This is a genomic window from Ruegeria sp. BI7 (assembly GCF_056537925.1).
Genome location: NZ_JBQFSK010000001.1, coordinates 67127 through 82780, shown reverse-complemented (window position 1 = coordinate 82780; position 15654 = coordinate 67127). Strand labels below are relative to the sequence as shown.

At 58.7% G+C, this 15654-nt stretch carries 17 protein-coding genes; 11 read left to right on the top strand and 6 right to left on the bottom strand.

Annotated features, from left to right (window positions below; genetic code table 11):
* Positions 1 to 124 precede the first annotated feature (124 nt).
* Positions 125 to 613 carry a 5-(carboxyamino)imidazole ribonucleotide mutase gene (purE, locus tag ACR0JB_RS00395; RefSeq protein ID WP_170395416.1) on the top strand — a complete coding sequence of 163 codons (489 nt, stop codon included), beginning with the start codon at positions 125 to 127 and terminating at the stop codon, positions 611 to 613.
* Positions 606 to 1673 carry a 5-(carboxyamino)imidazole ribonucleotide synthase gene (locus tag ACR0JB_RS00390; protein WP_170395414.1) on the top strand — a complete coding sequence of 356 codons (1068 nt, stop codon included), beginning with the start codon at positions 606 to 608 and terminating at the stop codon, positions 1671 to 1673. Before purE ends, ACR0JB_RS00390 begins: the two co-directional genes overlap by 8 nt.
* A 1-nt stretch (position 1674) precedes the next feature.
* Here ACR0JB_RS00390 and ACR0JB_RS00385 read toward each other — a convergent pair whose 3' ends face one another.
* The 6 genes from ACR0JB_RS00385 to ACR0JB_RS00360 all read right to left on the bottom strand — a co-directional run bounded on the left by ACR0JB_RS00385 (position 1675) and on the right by ACR0JB_RS00360 (position 7478).
* On the bottom strand, positions 1675 to 2826 hold the full coding sequence (locus tag ACR0JB_RS00385; protein WP_170395412.1) for an alpha-D-ribose 1-methylphosphonate 5-triphosphate diphosphatase: 1152 nt from the start codon (positions 2824 to 2826) through the stop codon (positions 1675 to 1677).
* Positions 2823 to 3596, bottom strand: a complete 774-nt coding sequence (locus tag ACR0JB_RS00380) for an alpha/beta fold hydrolase (protein WP_170395410.1) — start codon at positions 3594 to 3596, stop codon at positions 2823 to 2825. Before ACR0JB_RS00380 ends, ACR0JB_RS00385 begins: the two co-directional genes overlap by 4 nt.
* Positions 3597 to 3634: 38 nt before the next feature.
* Positions 3635 to 4477 (bottom strand): DMT family transporter, encoded by an 843-nt coding sequence (locus ACR0JB_RS00375; RefSeq protein WP_170395408.1) that lies wholly within the window; start codon positions 4475 to 4477, stop codon positions 3635 to 3637.
* Positions 4478 to 4666: 189 nt separating this feature from the next.
* On the bottom strand, positions 4667 to 6310 hold the full coding sequence (groL, locus tag ACR0JB_RS00370; RefSeq protein ID WP_170347837.1) for a chaperonin GroEL: 1644 nt from the start codon (positions 6308 to 6310) through the stop codon (positions 4667 to 4669).
* Positions 6311 to 6363: 53 nt separating this feature from the next.
* A complete protein-coding gene (groES, locus tag ACR0JB_RS00365; RefSeq protein ID WP_170347836.1) occupies positions 6364 to 6651 on the bottom strand; it encodes a co-chaperone GroES in 288 nt (95 codons plus the stop codon).
* A gap of 152 nt (positions 6652 to 6803) precedes the next feature.
* Positions 6804 to 7478, bottom strand: coding sequence for a DUF2161 domain-containing phosphodiesterase (locus ACR0JB_RS00360; RefSeq protein WP_480789603.1), 675 nt, complete (start codon positions 7476 to 7478; stop codon positions 6804 to 6806).
* A 124-nt stretch (positions 7479 to 7602) separates the two neighbouring features.
* Between ACR0JB_RS00360 and ACR0JB_RS00355 the strand changes: the two genes are divergently transcribed.
* The 9 genes from ACR0JB_RS00355 to ACR0JB_RS00315 all read left to right on the top strand — a co-directional run bounded on the left by ACR0JB_RS00355 (position 7603) and on the right by ACR0JB_RS00315 (position 15652).
* A complete protein-coding gene (locus ACR0JB_RS00355; RefSeq protein ID WP_170395402.1) occupies positions 7603 to 8583 on the top strand; it encodes a TraB/GumN family protein in 981 nt (326 codons plus the stop codon).
* Between the two features lie 109 nt (positions 8584 to 8692).
* Positions 8693 to 9613 (top strand): manganese-dependent inorganic pyrophosphatase, encoded by a 921-nt coding sequence (locus tag ACR0JB_RS00350; RefSeq protein WP_170395400.1) that lies wholly within the window; start codon positions 8693 to 8695, stop codon positions 9611 to 9613.
* 127 nt (positions 9614 to 9740) lie between these two features.
* The gene (locus tag ACR0JB_RS00345) at positions 9741 to 10817 is read left to right on the top strand and encodes a DUF389 domain-containing protein (protein ID WP_480789602.1); all 1077 of its coding nucleotides are present in this window, start codon (positions 9741 to 9743) and stop codon (positions 10815 to 10817) included.
* Between the two features lie 106 nt (positions 10818 to 10923).
* The gene (locus ACR0JB_RS00340) at positions 10924 to 11799 is read left to right on the top strand and encodes a TIGR01459 family HAD-type hydrolase (protein WP_170395396.1); all 876 of its coding nucleotides are present in this window, start codon (positions 10924 to 10926) and stop codon (positions 11797 to 11799) included.
* A gap of 100 nt (positions 11800 to 11899) precedes the next feature.
* Positions 11900 to 12343, top strand: coding sequence for a MaoC family dehydratase (locus ACR0JB_RS00335; protein ID WP_058275996.1), 444 nt, complete (start codon positions 11900 to 11902; stop codon positions 12341 to 12343).
* A gap of 59 nt (positions 12344 to 12402) precedes the next feature.
* Positions 12403 to 13164 carry a Stf0 family sulfotransferase gene (locus ACR0JB_RS00330; protein ID WP_480789601.1) on the top strand — a complete coding sequence of 254 codons (762 nt, stop codon included), beginning with the start codon at positions 12403 to 12405 and terminating at the stop codon, positions 13162 to 13164.
* Between the two features lie 51 nt (positions 13165 to 13215).
* On the top strand, positions 13216 to 14148 hold the full coding sequence (locus ACR0JB_RS00325; protein ID WP_170547941.1) for a bifunctional riboflavin kinase/FAD synthetase: 933 nt from the start codon (positions 13216 to 13218) through the stop codon (positions 14146 to 14148).
* Positions 14145 to 14618: a YcgN family cysteine cluster protein gene (locus ACR0JB_RS00320; RefSeq protein WP_170577318.1), complete on the top strand. Its 474-nt coding sequence runs from the start codon at positions 14145 to 14147 to the stop codon at positions 14616 to 14618. Before ACR0JB_RS00325 ends, ACR0JB_RS00320 begins: the two co-directional genes overlap by 4 nt.
* Positions 14618 to 15652 carry a threonine aldolase family protein gene (locus ACR0JB_RS00315; RefSeq protein WP_170577316.1) on the top strand — a complete coding sequence of 345 codons (1035 nt, stop codon included), beginning with the start codon at positions 14618 to 14620 and terminating at the stop codon, positions 15650 to 15652. The genes ACR0JB_RS00320 and ACR0JB_RS00315 overlap by 1 nt, the downstream gene beginning before the upstream one ends.
* Positions 15653 to 15654 lie beyond the last annotated feature (2 nt).

Here is a 15654-nt window from a genome sequence, read left to right as displayed (position 1 = left end):
ATACACTAATTCGAATGTATTTTCAGCAGGACGGCAGACGAGCCATACGGTCGCCAAACCACATTGCCTCTGGGACCGATTTAGCTATAGTGCGCGCTCTTTCAGACGGCAGGGAAACAAGCGGATGAGTGATGTGAAAGTGGGGATCATCATGGGCAGCCAGTCGGACTGGCCCACGATGAAGGAAGCCGCAAACATTCTTGATGAGTTAGGTATCGCGTACGAAAAGCGCGTTGTCTCGGCGCACCGCACACCAGACCGCTTGTGGGACTATGGCAAGACCGCCGCATCACGCGGGCTGCATGTGATCATTGCCGGGGCCGGTGGGGCCGCGCATCTGCCTGGCATGATGGCGTCGAAAACACGGGTGCCGGTGATTGGCGTTCCGGTACAGACGCGGGCCCTGTCTGGCGTCGACTCTCTGTATTCCATCGTGCAGATGCCCAAAGGGTTCCCTGTTGCCACCATGGCCATCGGCGCGGCCGGTGGAGCCAATGCGGGCCTGATGGCGGCCGGGATTCTGGCCTTGCAGGATGACGCTTTGGCGCAACGACTGGACGCATGGCGCGATGCACTGTCGGCGTCGATCCCCGAGGAACCCGTCGATGAGTGACGCATTGCAAACGGGTGCCAGGATCGGAGTTCTGGGCGGCGGTCAATTGGGCCGGATGCTGTCCGTGGCTGCGTCTCGTCTGGGGTTTGTGACCCATATCTACGAACCCGGTGCCAACCCTCCTGCCGGCCAAGTGGCCGATCGCGTGACCACCGCCGCCTATGACGATATCGACGCGCTAAAGGCGTTTGCCGGGTCGGTAGATGTCATCACATATGAGTTCGAGAACATCCCGACCGAAGCGCTGGACCTGCTTGAAGCGCACTGCCCGATCCGTCCGGGGCGCGAAGCGCTGCGCGTCAGTCAGGACCGGTTGACCGAGAAGAATTTCCTGCAGGGGCTTGGCCTGCAAACCGCGCCTTTCGCGGATATCACCGATCTGAACAGCCTGAATGCGGCGATCGAGCAGATCGGTACGCCCGCAATCCTGAAAACGCGCCGGTTTGGCTATGACGGTAAGGGGCAGGCCCGTCTGCGCGCACCCGAGGATGCCAAAGCCGCGCTGGCCGATATGGCCGGGGCACCCGCGATCCTTGAGGGGTTTGTGGAGTTTAGCCACGAGGTATCGATCATTGCGGCCCGCGGGCTGGACGGTCAGGTTGCCTGTTTCGATCCCGGTGAGAACATACACCGCGATGGTATCCTGCACACCACAACAGTCCCTGCCCGTCTGCGCCCGGCGCAACGGACAGATGCCGTTCTGTTGGCCGCCAACATCCTAAACGCGCTGGATTATGTCGGCGTCATGGGCGTCGAACTTTTCGTGACGCCCGGCGGTCTGATCGTGAATGAGATCGCGCCACGCGTGCATAACTCGGGCCACTGGACGCAGAATGGCTGCGCCGTGGATCAGTTCGAACAGCATATTCGGGCCGTCGCAGGATGGCCTTTGGGAGATGGTCAGCGACATTCGGACGTGGTAATGGAAAACCTGATCGGAACGGACATGGACCGCGTGCCCGAACTAGCGCAGGAACGCGACGTGGCGCTGCATCTCTATGGCAAGGCCGAGGTTAAGGCAGGCCGCAAAATGGGGCATTTCAACCGCATTGCACGGTGAATCAGCCAACAAACCGAGCCGCAATATCACCTGACATATAGCTGACCCGCCCGCCAGCCAGCGTGGCGGCTACGCGGCGGGTTTCGGCATCCAGTATCACCAGATCGGCGCGTTGGCCGGGGGCCAGCTTGCCCCGATCCTGCAAACCAAGGACACGGGCGGGGCCGGATGACACCAGCGCCCAGGCCCCGGCGAAATCCACCAAGCCAGACTTCGCCACCATCAGCGCCGCGCGGCGCGGGCTGGGATAGTGATAATCCGAGGCCAACGCATCGCAATATCCCATCGTGATCAGGTCAAGTGCGCTGACATTACCCTTGTGCGATCCACCGCGCACCACGTTGGGCGATCCTAAAATGATGTAATCCCCGGCGGCACGCGCGGCCTCAGCGGCTTCGAGCGTTTCGGGAAATTCCGAGATCTGCGCCCCCCGCGCCCGCCAGTCGGCCCGTATTTGTGCAGTCGCGTCGTCATGGCTGCCCATGCGCACGTACTGTGAGTCCAAAGCCGCACATAGCGTGTCCAGCGCCGCTGGCACTTCGTCACGACGGGCGTGCATGGACAACAGCATTTCAAAATGCGCGTCCGGGTTTCGCCCGGCTTTCAGTGCTTGGCCGGTCAGACGCGGCGGCTTGCGCCCCTCGGCCAGACGGTCATGCGGCAGGTGGTCGTTGAACACGACATAGGGCACCTGCCAGTCCGCGATACGGCCGGGCAGGTCCGCATAGTCATCCAGCATGTGTGTCTCGAACCGCAACTGAGGCATCAGGTCGGTCACGACGCGATCCTTGACCGAGGTTATGGCGCGAAACACCTGATCCGCGAATTCCGGGCCACGCACCCCACCCTCCCAACTGTGAAACTGGGCCAGAACGGCGGTAGTGATACCATTCGCAGCCAATTCAGCCTCGACCGAGAGAATGCCTTCGTCCATCTGCTTCATCGCCCCGCGGCGTGGCGCGATATGGCGTTCGAACCCATCCCCGTGCAGGTCGATAATGCCGGGCAGAACAAGATAGCCGGACAGGTCGATCTGTCGCCCGACCCGATCCGTTTGAATAATGCCATCCGCCAGAGACAGATCGGCGGGCACGAGGCCATGCTCCGGCAACAGCACCTCTGCACCGGTCAGGGTCAGATTCAATGCGGTCATTGCGTGGGCTCCGACTCGGGTTCCGAGCAATCCTGCCCGATACAGATTTCGTTGATGATATCCATGACGCCATCCAGCCAGGTGATCTGCGGATCGAATTGCCCGAATTCGATAAAATGCAGCGCCTGCGCCATGACGCGGGGATTGTTCATCATAAAAGTGTGCGTCACCGGAAGAACGATGTGATCCGTCATGCCGTCCACTTTTGTCGTTTCAATCGAGACCTTGCCGTCATCCTTGCCGTCGATCAGCGAGGAAAACAGCGGGTTCAGCGAGTTCTCACCCGCGATCACGCCCACCTCAAACTCAACGGATGGCAGGTTGCGTGGTATGCCCTCGGGGCCCGTGCCCAAGGCCAGCCCGGCGGGGCCATGCAGCATACCGAACACCTCATACGCGCCCAGTTCATCCACAAGCTGACTGCCCTGATTGGGCGGGCCGAGCATGACCACACGGCCCAGATTTTCCGGGTGATTGTCCTGCAACCAATAGCGTAGCAGGATGCCACCCATTGAATGCGCCACCACGTTCACGGTCTCATCACCACAGGCCGCGAAGGCGTCCGGCAATGTCTGGTTCGCCAGTTCAGGTATCGGCAAATCGGTCGATGGATAGCCGGGTCGGACAACGGTGTACCCGTGCGCCTGAAACAGTTGTTCCATCACTGTGAAGGACGCCTCGGTCCGCGCCAGCCCGTGTATAAGCACCACGCATTTAGCCTGGGCCACGGCGGGAACAAGGAAAAGAAACAGGGCAAGCAGATATCTCATAGCCGCCAGATAAGCGTTATCCGATTGCGTTGAAACCCCTAGCGCGGCTTCAGGCGCAGGACAGCCAGCGCGATGCCGCCCAGAACCAGCGCCGCGCCAAAGATCAGGCGCAAACTGGCGACTTCTCCCAACAACAAAACGCCAGCGAGGATGGCGATGATTGGTACGCTCAATTGCACTACCGCCGCCGTGCTTGGCGCCAGTTGCGGCAAAACCCGATACCATACGGCATAGCCCATCCCCGAGGTCACACCTCCGGAAAGGGCAGCCAGCAGGTAGCCAGCGCCACTCATCTGCCAACCCCCAACGGTCAGCATTAACGCTAGCGCAGTAACCGGCAGGGCTATGACGAAATTGGCCGCCGTTCCAGCAAGGGCGTCAGGCTCAAACCGCCCAAGCAGCGAATAGACTGCCCATCCGACCCCGGCAGCTGTCATCAGAGCTGCGCCAATCGGGTCGACCTGTACTGCTCCGGACGGCCACAGGACATAGGCCAGCCCCATAAGGGCAATTGCCGCGCCCCCCATCTGTCGCGCAGTCGGAGCATTGCCGGTTAACGACGTCACTGCGAACATTGTAATCTGCACAACGCCAAACAGGATCAGCGCCCCAAGGCCCGCATCCAACGTCAGATAGGCGATGGAAAACCCAATCATATAGAGTGACAGCGATCCTGCCCCCGCCAACCTGCGCCGGTTGCGCAATGGCAGACGACCTGACTTGAGCCAAACCAGACCGGTCAGCACCACTGCCCCGGACAACACGCGAATTATGGCAAACCCAGCGGGGTCGCTGGCACCGCTGTCTATGGCCAGACGATTCAGGATCGAATTCGCCGCAAAGGCGCACATGGTCAGAGTGGTGAGCAGAAACAAACGCATATCAACCGCATAGCGGTATCGCGAGCGTTTGCACACTCACTTTCCAGCGCCGCGTAGTGGTAAAAAGAAACGGGGCCGCCCAAAGGCGACCCCGTCAGTAAGTTCTATGGCGGTCCCTCTAAGCAATCTGGCCATAGGACCAAGCGCTTGTCGGGATCGTCGGAAATCGCCGGGGCGAATTTGACGTGCTTACATCATGCCGCCCATGCCGCCCATGTCGGGCATGCCGCCTGCAGGTGCTGCGCCTTCTTTGGCAGGCTTGTCTGCAACCATGGCTTCGGTGGTGACCAGCAGGCCAGCAACCGATGCCGCATCTTCCAGAGCGGTACGGACAACCTTGGCCGGATCAATCACGCCGAACGAGAACATGTCACCATATTCTTCGGTCTGTGCGTTGAAGCCGAATGCTGCGTCAGCAGATTCACGGACTTTGCCCGCAACAACCGCACCGTCAACACCTGCGTTCTCGGCGATCTGGCGCAGCGGCGCTTCGATGGCTTTGCGAACGATGTTGATGCCAGCGTTCTGGTCAGCGTTTGCACCTTCCAGAGTTTCCAGTGCTTTACCGGCCTGAACCAGAGCAACACCACCACCGACAACAACGCCTTCCTGAACAGCAGCGCGTGTTGCGTTCAGAGCATCGTCAACGCGGTCCTTACGCTCTTTCACTTCAACTTCGGTCATGCCGCCGACGCGGATAACGGCAACACCGCCTGCCAGTTTGGCAACGCGCTCTTGCAGCTTTTCACGGTCGTAGTCGCTGGTGGTTTCTTCGATCTGAGTGCGGATCTGAGCAACACGTGCTTCGATCTCGGCTTTCTCACCAGCACCGTCGACGATGGTGGTTTCGTCTTTGGTGATCTCGATTTTCTTGGCGGTGCCCAGCATGTCCATGGTGACGGACTCGAGCTTCATACCCAGATCTTCCGAGATAACCTGACCGCCGGTCAGGATCGCGATGTCCTGCAGCATGGCTTTGCGGCGATCGCCGAAGCCCGGTGCTTTGACAGCAGCAATTTTCAGGCCGCCGCGCAGTTTGTTAACAACAAGAGTTGCCAGTGCTTCGCCTTCAACGTCCTCAGCAATGATCAGCAGCGGCTTTTGCGACTGGATCACCTGCTCGAGCAGCGGAACCATCGGCTGCAGCGAGGACAGTTTCTTTTCGTGCAGCAGGATCATGCAGTCGTCGAGTTCTGCGATCATCTTGTCTGCGTTGGTGACGAAGTAAGGCGACAGGTAGCCACGGTCGAACTGCATACCTTCGACAACATCGGTCTCGGTTTCCAGACCTTTGTTTTCTTCGACGGTGATGACGCCTTCGTTGCCAACCTTCTGCATCGCGTCTGCGATCTGCTGGCCGATTTCGGCTTCGCCGTTGGCCGAGATGGTGCCAACCTGAGCAACTTCTGCCGAGTCTTTGACTTCGCGCGAGGCGTCTTTGATGCCTTCAACAACCTTGGCGGTTGCCAGGTCGATACCGCGCTTCAGGTCCATCGGGTTCAGGCCCGCTGCAACCTGCTTCAGGCCTTCGCGAACGATTGCCTGCGCAAGAACGGTTGCGGTGGTGGTGCCGTCGCCGGCTTCGTCATTGGTGCGGCTGGCGACTTCTTTCACCATCTGCGCGCCCATGTTTTCGAACTTGTCTTCCAGTTCGATTTCCTTGGCAACCGAAACACCGTCTTTGGTGATGCGCGGTGCGCCAAAGGATTTGTCCAGAACCACGTTGCGGCCTTTTGGGCCCAGGGTCACTTTGACAGCATCGGCCAGGATGTTCACACCTGACAGCATGCGGTTGCGGGCATCGGTGTCGAACTTGACGTCCTTAGCAGCCATATTGTCTCTCCTTGAGAAATAAGTTGGAAATGAAGATCAGAGAAGCGCGCGGCTTACTCGATGATCCCCATGATGTCGCTTTCTTTCATCATCAGCAGCTCTTCGCCGTTGACCTGAACCTCGGTGCCCGACCATTTGCCGAACAGGATCTTGTCACCGGATTTTACAGCCATTGCGATCAGTTCGCCGCTGTCCTTGCGTGCGCCTTCGCCGGTTGCAACGACTTCGCCTTCGCTGGGCTTTTCTTTAGCGCTGTCAGGAATGATCAGACCACCAGCGGTTTTTTCTTCGCTTTCGGTACGGCGAACCAACACGCGGTCATGAAGCGGTTTCAATGCCATCTTTGCAGCTCCTTGGGCTCAAAGTTTATCTATCCTCCCCTCGCCGGATGGCGAGGTGTTAGCACTCGAGTTGTGAGAGTGATAACGACGCATAGCTAGGGGGTCGCAATCCCCGAGTCAACAAGCTGTGATCGATTTTTTTGCAACCGGGCTCAGTCAGGCTGTTCCCAGCTGTAAGCCCAGTGTTTCAAACCGTCTTGCCCGGCGACGGTCAGGTCGTAGACGCCCTTTTCCACCTTACCGAACCAACCGTAGTGATTGTCGCGCATCAGGCGAGTAGCCTCAGGAACGCCGGTTGCCTTGGCGACTTCGGACCCTTTGGTTGCCCCACATTCCGCCAGATGTGCCGCGCATTTCAGGGCGTCCTGACGATAGGCCGTGACGATCCCGTGTCGCGTGGCGCCGCCTGCATTGGGATCGCCTTCTAGCCTGTCGAACTCACGCAACAGTCGTGCTGTCTTAGCCTTGGACTTGCGCGGTGCGTACGGGCCGGGATCACATTGCACCTCGACCTTGCCATCGGCCCGCACGGTGATCAGCCCCAACCCCAGCCGGCGACACAGCGCCAGATTGTCCTTCAACGCCCGACGCGCGCTGCGGCCTTTGGGCTTGCACACCCCGATGTAAACCTGATCCGTCACTTTCAGCCGTGTGATCGCCTGATGGAACAACGCCAGCGAAAACCGAAGCTTAAGCTCGACGATGACCGGTTCTTCGCCATCCCGCACGGCCACGATATCAGCCGCGCCAACCTCGCCTTTGACGGAATAGCCCTGACGCTCTAACAGCGCCTTGATGGGGGGATAGAGATCCTGCTCGCGGTTCATGTTTGCATGCTATGCGATTTGCGGCGGAATGCCAGACACCAGGCGCAGCTTTCCAATCGGCCTTGCACCCATTCACCTGCCGAGGCAGTATTTCAGCAACTCTGATTTCAAAGGAAATTTCCACATGCGCATAATTCTGCTGGTGATCTGCCTGTTGCTGCCCGTCACGGTTCACGCAGCTTGCGAGGGGCGCGATCTAACGGGCGAATTGTCACCTGCAGCCCGCGCCGAGCTGAAAGAAACCCTGACCAACGTCCCATTTGCGGAAGGCAACCGCTGGATCGCAACAAAGGGCACAACGGTGCTGCACCTGATAGGCACGATGCACCTGAACGATCCGCGCATGGATGCAATTGTCGCAAACCTGACGCCAACACTCAGCCAAGCCGATGCATTTTATTTCGAAGTGACCCAAGACGAGATGAAGGCCTGGGAAAAGGAACTGGCTCTGGACCCAAGCCCGATCTTGATTACGTCCGGCCCCACCTTGATTGACCTACTACCCGAAGAGGCTTGGACAACCCTGTCTTCCGCCCTGGCCGAACGCGGCATACCCAGTTGGATGGGAGCGAAAATGCGCCCCTGGTTTCTGGGCATGACTCTGGCCATGCCTACATGCCTACTTCAGGACCCGAACGCCAATCATGGGCTGGATGCGCGTCTGACCGTTTTAGCCGAAGATCAAGGCATCCCTCAATTTTCGCTGGAGAGCACTGAGGAACTGATGACCATGTTTGAACTCCACTCGATTGAGGAACAGGCGGAATCGCTAGCGCGGTGGGTCAATTCGTACGAAACCAGCGACGACCAGCTGGCCACCATGACAAACTCATATTTCGAAGAAAATCACGCACAATCCATCGAACTAGGCCGTATTTTGGCGCGAGAGCATTCTGGCATGTCGCCGGAAGTGTTTGACGAAGAATGGCAGGCGTTCGAACAGCACTTACTGGTCGGGCGAAACAACAATTGGATGCCGAGGATTCTGGACATTCAAGATCAGACCGCAGTGATCGCCGTGGGTGCTGGACATCTAGGCGGCACGCATGGATTGCTGAACCAATTGCAGCAGGCTGGATATATCTTGACCCGCGCGCCATTCTGATCGTGCTCGGCGAAAGACAGACCAACCGTCGCAGCAAGGATTCTGCCGGGTGACAACCCCGGCGGACCGCCCTATAAGGCGCGCAAATTATCATCCTCAGGACGCTGACATGACAACCCTTGTATTTGGCCACAAATCTCCCGACACCGACTCCACAGGCTCACCGATCCTGTGGTCGTGGTACCTGAACGAAGTCAAAGGCGAACAGGCCGAGCCCGTTCTGCTGGGCGAGCCCAACACCGAAGCCGCGTTCATGCTGCAGCGCTGGGACCTGCCCAAGCCGCGTATCATCGACGACGTCGAAGCCGACGCGCCGGTTGTCATCGTTGACACCAACAACCCGGCCGAACTGCCCGCCAGCATCAACAGTGCCGATATCCAAGCCATCATCGACCACCACAAGCTGGTCGGCGGCCTGGAGACCAAAGGCCCGATCGACATCACCGTGCGCCCGCTGGCCTGCACCGCCACCATCATGGTCGACCTGATGGGCGACGACGCAGCCAAGATGCCCGACGCCATCAAAGGCGCGGCGCTGACTTGCATCCTGTCGGATACGTTGGAGTTCCGCTCGCCCACCACCACTGCGCATGATCGCGAAGTGGCCGAGAAACTGGCTGCTGAACTGGGCCTGGACGTATCGGCTTATGCCGCCGACATGTTCGCGGCAAAATCGGATGTATCGTCCTTCTCGGACGCCGAACTGATCCGCATGGACAGCAAAGAATACGAGGTCGACGGCACCAAGTTCCGCGTCTCGGTTCTGGAAACCACGGCCCCCGGCGTCGTGCTGGACCGCAAGGCCAGCCTGGCGGACTCGATGGTCAGTGTGGCCAGCGAGGACGGCGTCGATCAGGTGCTGCTGTTCGTGGTCGACATTCTGAACGAAGAGGCCACTCTGCTGGTGCCGAACGATCTAGTCAAAGGCGTGGCCGAGAAAAGCTTTGGCGCATCGGTCAACGGCGACGCCGTGGTCCTGCCGGGCGTCATGAGCCGAAAAAAGCAGATCATTCCGAACCTCAAGGTCTGATCTTTAGATCTTTCTAAAGAAAAGGCGCCCAAGTGGGGCGCCTTTTTTTGTTGAGGCATAGGATTTGCGCGATCCGCTTCCATTGCTACTCTGGTCAGGAGAGCAAGTAGCGGATCAGTTCCGGCATATGAGTACACGCAAGTTCAGCACCACCCGAGACATCCTGCGGTTTGAAGGCAAGGACAGAGCAGCCTATTGGCGGCGCTTTGCGATACTGCTGACCCTATCGGTTGTGATCGCTACGATGGGCATGCTTCGCGATTCAGGCGCGGTGGTGATTGCCGCAATGCTGGTGGCGCCGCTGATGGCCCCCATATTGGGCGTGGCGGCGGCTATGGTCATGGGGTGGCTGGGGCGTGCGTTCTATCTGGCTCTGATTGTCTGCGGTGCGGCCATTCTTTGCGTATTGCTCGCGTGGCTCTTGGTCTATGTCGCAGATGTCCCGCGCGGCATCCTGATCCCTGATCAAGTCTTGGCCCGGACCGACCCCGGAACCGAGGACCTGATTGTCGCTCTGGCCGCAGGCGTCGCCGGTGCTTACGTGCAAATCAACCGCTCCGAAGCCAGCTTGCTGCCCGGCGCGGCCATCGGCGTGTCACTGGTGCCGCCCCTGTCCGCCTCGGGCGTTCTGCTGTATTTCGGCGAACCGGGCGAGGCGTATGAGGCCGGGTTGTTGTTCGCCACCAACCTTGGCGCGATCATCCTGTCCGCCTGCGCGGTTTATATCGTGTACGCAGCCCGCTCGATGGTCTTCAGCAAAGGTCGCCGGAAACTGAACTTTACCGCCAGTGTGACTGTGACATTGGCCTTTCTGGCTCTTGTCGTTTTGCAGTTGGGCAAATCCACCTATAATCGCTATCTCGAAACCCGAACCGAAGCTCAGGTCGCACAAGCCATCCGCGATTGGGCAGACCCGGTGTCGGTCGAGGTCATCCGCATTGACGTAAACGCCAAACGCAAGCAGGCAGATATCTGGCTGATCGTCGACCTGCCGATTGAAGCGGCTTACAAAGTCTCCTCGGTCGCTGGATTGCTGCCAGAAAGCCTGCGCGAGACACCTTTGGTCGAAATCCTTCAAGATCAATTGGGTCCGGGCTATCTGGTGGTGGTGCGGTTCCAAAACAGGATTGGCGCGCAAGTCATTCTGGGCACCGATGCCGTCCAGCAGGCTCCGGATGTCGACGAGATCAGCGAAGAAAACTGACCGACACAGCCATTTAACGGCGGCAATTGGCATTGCGGGATGGTCAAAGCCCGTCAGCTTTGCAATAGCTGACGCAACCTTGCATTCAACTCGCCCGAGGTCCTCAATGACTCAGATCGTCCACGCCCTGTCCGACATATCCGACCGCTACAAAGCACTGTTCGTTGACCTTTGGGGCTGTGTTCACAACGGCATCACCGCCTTCCCCGAGGCCGTCGCTGCCCTCAAAGCCTATCGTGCGAAAGGCGGGATTGTCCTGCTGGTGACGAACTCTCCGAAACCCCGCGCGGGCGTTGCCCAACAATTGGTGCAATTCAACGTCCCCGAAGATGCCTATGACACCATCGCCACCAGCGGCGATTCTGCGCGGTCGGCGATGTTCCGGGGCGCCGTCGGGGAAAAGGTCTATTTCATGGGCGAATGGCAGCGCGATGCGGGGTTCTTTGAGCCGCTGAAAATACTGCACCACCCGATCCACATCGAACGGGTCCCGCTGGATGAGGCCGAAGGGATCGTCTGTTGCGGTCCGTTTGATCCGATGGCGGACCCGTCCGTCAACCGAGCGGATTTCCTCTATGCCAAGCAAAAGGGCATGAAGCTGCTGTGCGCCAATCCCGATATTGTGGTCGACCGGGGCGAGGTGCGCGAATGGTGTGCCGGGGCGCTGGCCAAACTGTATACGGAGATGGGCGGCGAAAGCCTGTACTTCGGCAAACCCCACCCGCCGATCTATGATCTGGCCCGCCGTAGGCTGCAAGAACTGGGCCACGACATCCCCGATGGCGACATTTTGGTGATCGGTGATGGCCCCCATACCGACATTCTGGGCGGCATGGGTGAGGGGATTGATTCTCTGTTTATCTCGGGCGGATTGGCCGCTGCAGAAACAAAAACTGAGCATCATCCGCACCACGAATCGCTAACTGACTACATCGCAAGGGAAAATATAAATCCCACCTATACAATCGGTCGCCTGAGATAAGCAGAAAAGGCTTGATTTTCTGCGCTTGCGAAGTAATAAAGTTGCCGAACACGGGCAACATTGATCCTTTTGTTGCTCAACGGATTCTAGTGAGGGCGACATGTTGGACAATCTTCCGCGCGGCACGATCTGTATTGAAGACATCGAAATGGGCATGACCCGTCACCTGCGCAAAGTGGTGACTGACGAAGATATCGAGATGTTTGCGCAGGTTTCGACCGACCGGAATCCGGTGCATCTGGATGATGACTATGCCCGCGACACGATCTTTGAGGGGCGCATCGCCCATGGGATGCTGACGGCGGGCCTGATCTCGGCCGTCATCGGCGAACAACTGCCCGGCCACGGCACCGTGTATATGGGTCAGTCGCTGAAATTCCTGGCCCCAGTGCGCCCCGGTGACATGGTCTATGCCGAAGTCAAAGTGATCGACATCGATTTTGCCAAGCGTCGGGTGAAACTGGATTGCCACTGCGCCGTAGATGGCAAAAAGGTTCTGGTCGGCGAAGCAATGGTTCTGGCCCCGTCGCGCAAGTTCGACTGATCCAAAGCACAGCTTTACCAGCCTTGTTTCGTTCACCGGCCCGGTCTAGACCCGGGTCGGTGAACAATTTTGACAGCTACTTAATTTGCACGACCCCGCGCAGCGGCAGCACTTTGCTATGCCAGCTACTAGCCGCCTCGGGTTGCGCAGGAAAACCGGATTCGTACTTTCAAGCCCCGACCCTGGAAGAATGGATGGTGTATTACGATCTGGATCGCAGCGCGTTTCCGGATACAAAAAGCACCCTGCGCGCAATCTTTGCCGAGGCCATTCACCAGGGAAAAGCCGGGACAGACATCTTCGGATTGCGCCTGCAAGGCAAAAGTCGGGCCTTCTTTCTTCAGCAATTGCGCGCTCTATACCCGACCGCCGGGGATGACCTAGCCAGGCTGAAAGCCACCTTTGGTGAGGTCTGCTTCATTTACCTTAATCACCGCAACAAGCTGGAACAGGCTATTTCGATTGTGAAAGCCGAACAGACCGGATTGTGGCTCCGCAACGCAGATGGGACCGAGTTGGAGCGTCTCACCCCACCTGCCCACCCGGTTTACGATCCGATCGACATCGCCCGATACATGGCTGAGCTTGAAGAAGCGGATGCGGCCTGGCGTGACTGGTTCGCCGCGCAGCAGATCACGCCACATATCATCCATTACGAACAACTTGAAAACGATCCAATTGGCGTTTTGACCGATGTACTATACCTGCTGGGGATCGATCCCGCGCGGGGTGCCGAGATCGCGCCCGCCACCGACAAGCTGGCAGACTCGACAAACCGGGAATGGGCCAGACGTTTTTTGGCCGATCATCCCACACAGTGACAATGCAATCAGATGCTTGAACCCGACCCACAGTCCCGTTAGGCAGATGCTATGCGCATCATCCGTGATTTTCAGTTCATCGAGCCTCAGGACCGCGGCGCCAGCGTGGCGATCGGGAATTTTGACGGCGTCCACATCGGCCACCAGTCTGTGATCGAACTGGCCCGCAATGCCGCGCCGGATGCGCCCTTGGGGGTGATGACCTTTGAGCCGCACCCACGCGAGTATTTCGCACCCGCAGCCCCGCCTTTTCGCCTGATGCGCTGCAATGCCCGTGCGCACCGGCTGGAAAAGCTGGGTGTCAAGAAATTATATGAACTGCCCTTCAATTCCGCCCTTGCCGGGCTGACTCCGGAAGAATTCGCGTCGAACGTGATTTGCGACGGGTTGGGCCTGTCGCATGTGGTTGTCGGTGCCGATTTCTGTTTCGGCAAGGGGCGCAGCGGTACGGCGGATGATCTGGTTCGGTTCGGTCAACAAATGGGCTTTGGCGTCACCATCGCACCTTTGATGGAGCGGTCCGAGAATATCGTGTCGTCCACCGCGATCCGTACAGCGCTGACCGAAGGCCGCCCTCGCGATGCGGCAACCATGCTGGGCCATTGGCATCGGATCGAGGGTCCGGTGATCGGCGGCGAACAACGTGGCCGCGAGTTGGGCTTCCCGACCGCCAACATGTCCATCGAAGGTCTGCACCCGCCAAAATTCGGCGTCTACGCGGTGCTGGTCGATGTGTTGGACGGCCCGCATCAAGGCAGCTATCAAGGCGCGGCCTCGGTCGGGACGCGGCCAATGTTTAAGGGCGAAGTGCCGAATATCGAAACGTTCCTGTTCGACTTTTCAGGCGACCTTTATGGTGCGACCCTATCGATTGGTCTGGTTGAATATCTACGACCTGAATTGACCTTCGACGGGCTGGACGGGTTGATTGCACAAATGAACTCTGATTGTGACAAGGCCCGAACACTGCTGGCGACGCTATGACCGCCGATCCTATTGATCGCACTGGCCTGAGCCCCCGGTTCTGGGAACGCAAACCCCTAACCAAGATGAACGAGCAAGAGTGGGAGGCGCTTTGCGACGGCTGCGGCAAGTGTTGTCTGAACAAGCTTGAAGACGAAGACACAGGCGAGGTGGCCCTGACCTGCGTCGCCTGCCGTCTGCTGGATGATGAGACCTGCCGCTGCACCCAATACGATATCCGCCACCAGTTCGTGCCGGAATGTATCGTGATGAAGCCCGACAATATCGACGATCACGCCTATTGGCTGCCGCAAACGTGCGCTTACAGGCTGTTGTGGGAAGGGAAACCTCTTTACGACTGGCACCCATTGATATCAGGTACAGCAGACAGTGTTCACGCTGCCGGAATCTCGGTTCAGGGGCGCACGGTGTCCGAGTTTGAAACACCCATCGAAGAATGGGAAGACTATATCATCGAGGAGCCCAGCTGATGTATTTTGCCTCTGACAATTCCGGGCCGGTTCATCCGCAGGTCATGACCGCTTTGAACGAAGCAAATCAGGGCTATCAGATGGCCTATGGGGCCGACACGCTAATGAATGAGGTGCGGGATCGTATTCGCGGCATCTTTGAAGCGCCCGGTGCGGCAGTGTATCTGGTGGCCACCGGAACGGCGGCAAACTCGCTGGCTCTGGCTACGTTGGCACAGCCATGGGAGACGGTGTTCTGTTCGCCCGTCGCCCATATCCACGAGGATGAATGCAACGCGCCGGAATTCTACAGCGGCACCAAGCTGACGTTGGTACCCGGCGGCGACAAGATGGATCCCGAAGCGCTGCGCCGTTCCATTCTGGCCGAAGAAACCCGCGGTGTGCATGGTCCGCAACGCGGACCGGTGTCGATCACCCAGGTGACCGAGCGCGGCTCGGTCTATTCGCTGGAGGAGTTGCAGGCATTGTGCGGCGTAGCAAAGGAGTTTGACCTGCCCGTCCACCTGGATGGAGCTCGGTTCACAAACGCTTTGGTCGCGCTGAACTGTTCTCCGGCCGAAATGACGTGGAAAGCGGGCGTCGATGCGGTCAGCTTTGGCGGCACCAAGAACGGTTTGATGGGGGTCGAGGCAGTTGTCTTCTTTGACGAATCCAAAGCCTGGGAGTTTGAACTGCGGCGCAAGCGCGGTGCGCATCTGTTTTCAAAACATCGCTATCTGTCCGCACAGATGGCAGCCTATTTGCAGGATGACCTGTGGTTGACTACGGCACGTAAGGCCAACGCCAATTGTGCCCACCTGGCCGACGGCCTGCGTGCCAAGGGCGCGACTTTCCTGCACGAGCCGCAGGCCAACATGGTATTCGCCCAGTTTTCCCGCGCCCGGCACAGGCAACTGCATGAGGCCGGGGCGATCTACCACCTTTGGGGGGCCGAACTTGACGGGGCGAGTGACGAAGAGACGCTCGCCTGCCGTCTGGTCTGTGACTGGTCGATCAGCAGCGACGATATCGACCGTTTCCTCGACCTGCTTTGACT

Coding starts and splice junctions, on each gene's coding strand:
- purE (WP_170395416.1), top strand. CDS start 125: ATGAGTGATGTGAAAGTGGGGATCATCATGGGCAGCCAGTCGGACTGG.
- ACR0JB_RS00390 (WP_170395414.1), top strand. CDS start 606: ATGAGTGACGCATTGCAAACGGGTGCCAGGATCGGAGTTCTGGGCGGC.
- ACR0JB_RS00385 (WP_170395412.1), bottom strand. CDS start 2,826: ATGACCGCATTGAATCTGACCCTGACCGGTGCAGAGGTGCTGTTGCCG.
- ACR0JB_RS00380 (WP_170395410.1), bottom strand. CDS start 3,596: ATGAGATATCTGCTTGCCCTGTTTCTTTTCCTTGTTCCCGCCGTGGCC.
- ACR0JB_RS00375 (WP_170395408.1), bottom strand. CDS start 4,477: ATGCGTTTGTTTCTGCTCACCACTCTGACCATGTGCGCCTTTGCGGCG.
- groL (WP_170347837.1), bottom strand. CDS start 6,310: ATGGCTGCTAAGGACGTCAAGTTCGACACCGATGCCCGCAACCGCATG.
- groES (WP_170347836.1), bottom strand. CDS start 6,651: ATGGCATTGAAACCGCTTCATGACCGCGTGTTGGTTCGCCGTACCGAA.
- ACR0JB_RS00360 (WP_480789603.1), bottom strand. CDS start 7,478: ATGAACCGCGAGCAGGATCTCTATCCCCCCATCAAGGCGCTGTTAGAG.
- ACR0JB_RS00355 (WP_170395402.1), top strand. CDS start 7,603: ATGCGCATAATTCTGCTGGTGATCTGCCTGTTGCTGCCCGTCACGGTT.
- ACR0JB_RS00350 (WP_170395400.1), top strand. CDS start 8,693: ATGACAACCCTTGTATTTGGCCACAAATCTCCCGACACCGACTCCACA.
- ACR0JB_RS00345 (WP_480789602.1), top strand. CDS start 9,741: ATGAGTACACGCAAGTTCAGCACCACCCGAGACATCCTGCGGTTTGAA.
- ACR0JB_RS00340 (WP_170395396.1), top strand. CDS start 10,924: ATGACTCAGATCGTCCACGCCCTGTCCGACATATCCGACCGCTACAAA.
- ACR0JB_RS00335 (WP_058275996.1), top strand. CDS start 11,900: ATGTTGGACAATCTTCCGCGCGGCACGATCTGTATTGAAGACATCGAA.
- ACR0JB_RS00325 (WP_170547941.1), top strand. CDS start 13,216: ATGCGCATCATCCGTGATTTTCAGTTCATCGAGCCTCAGGACCGCGGC.
- ACR0JB_RS00320 (WP_170577318.1), top strand. CDS start 14,145: ATGACCGCCGATCCTATTGATCGCACTGGCCTGAGCCCCCGGTTCTGG.
- ACR0JB_RS00315 (WP_170577316.1), top strand. CDS start 14,618: ATGTATTTTGCCTCTGACAATTCCGGGCCGGTTCATCCGCAGGTCATG.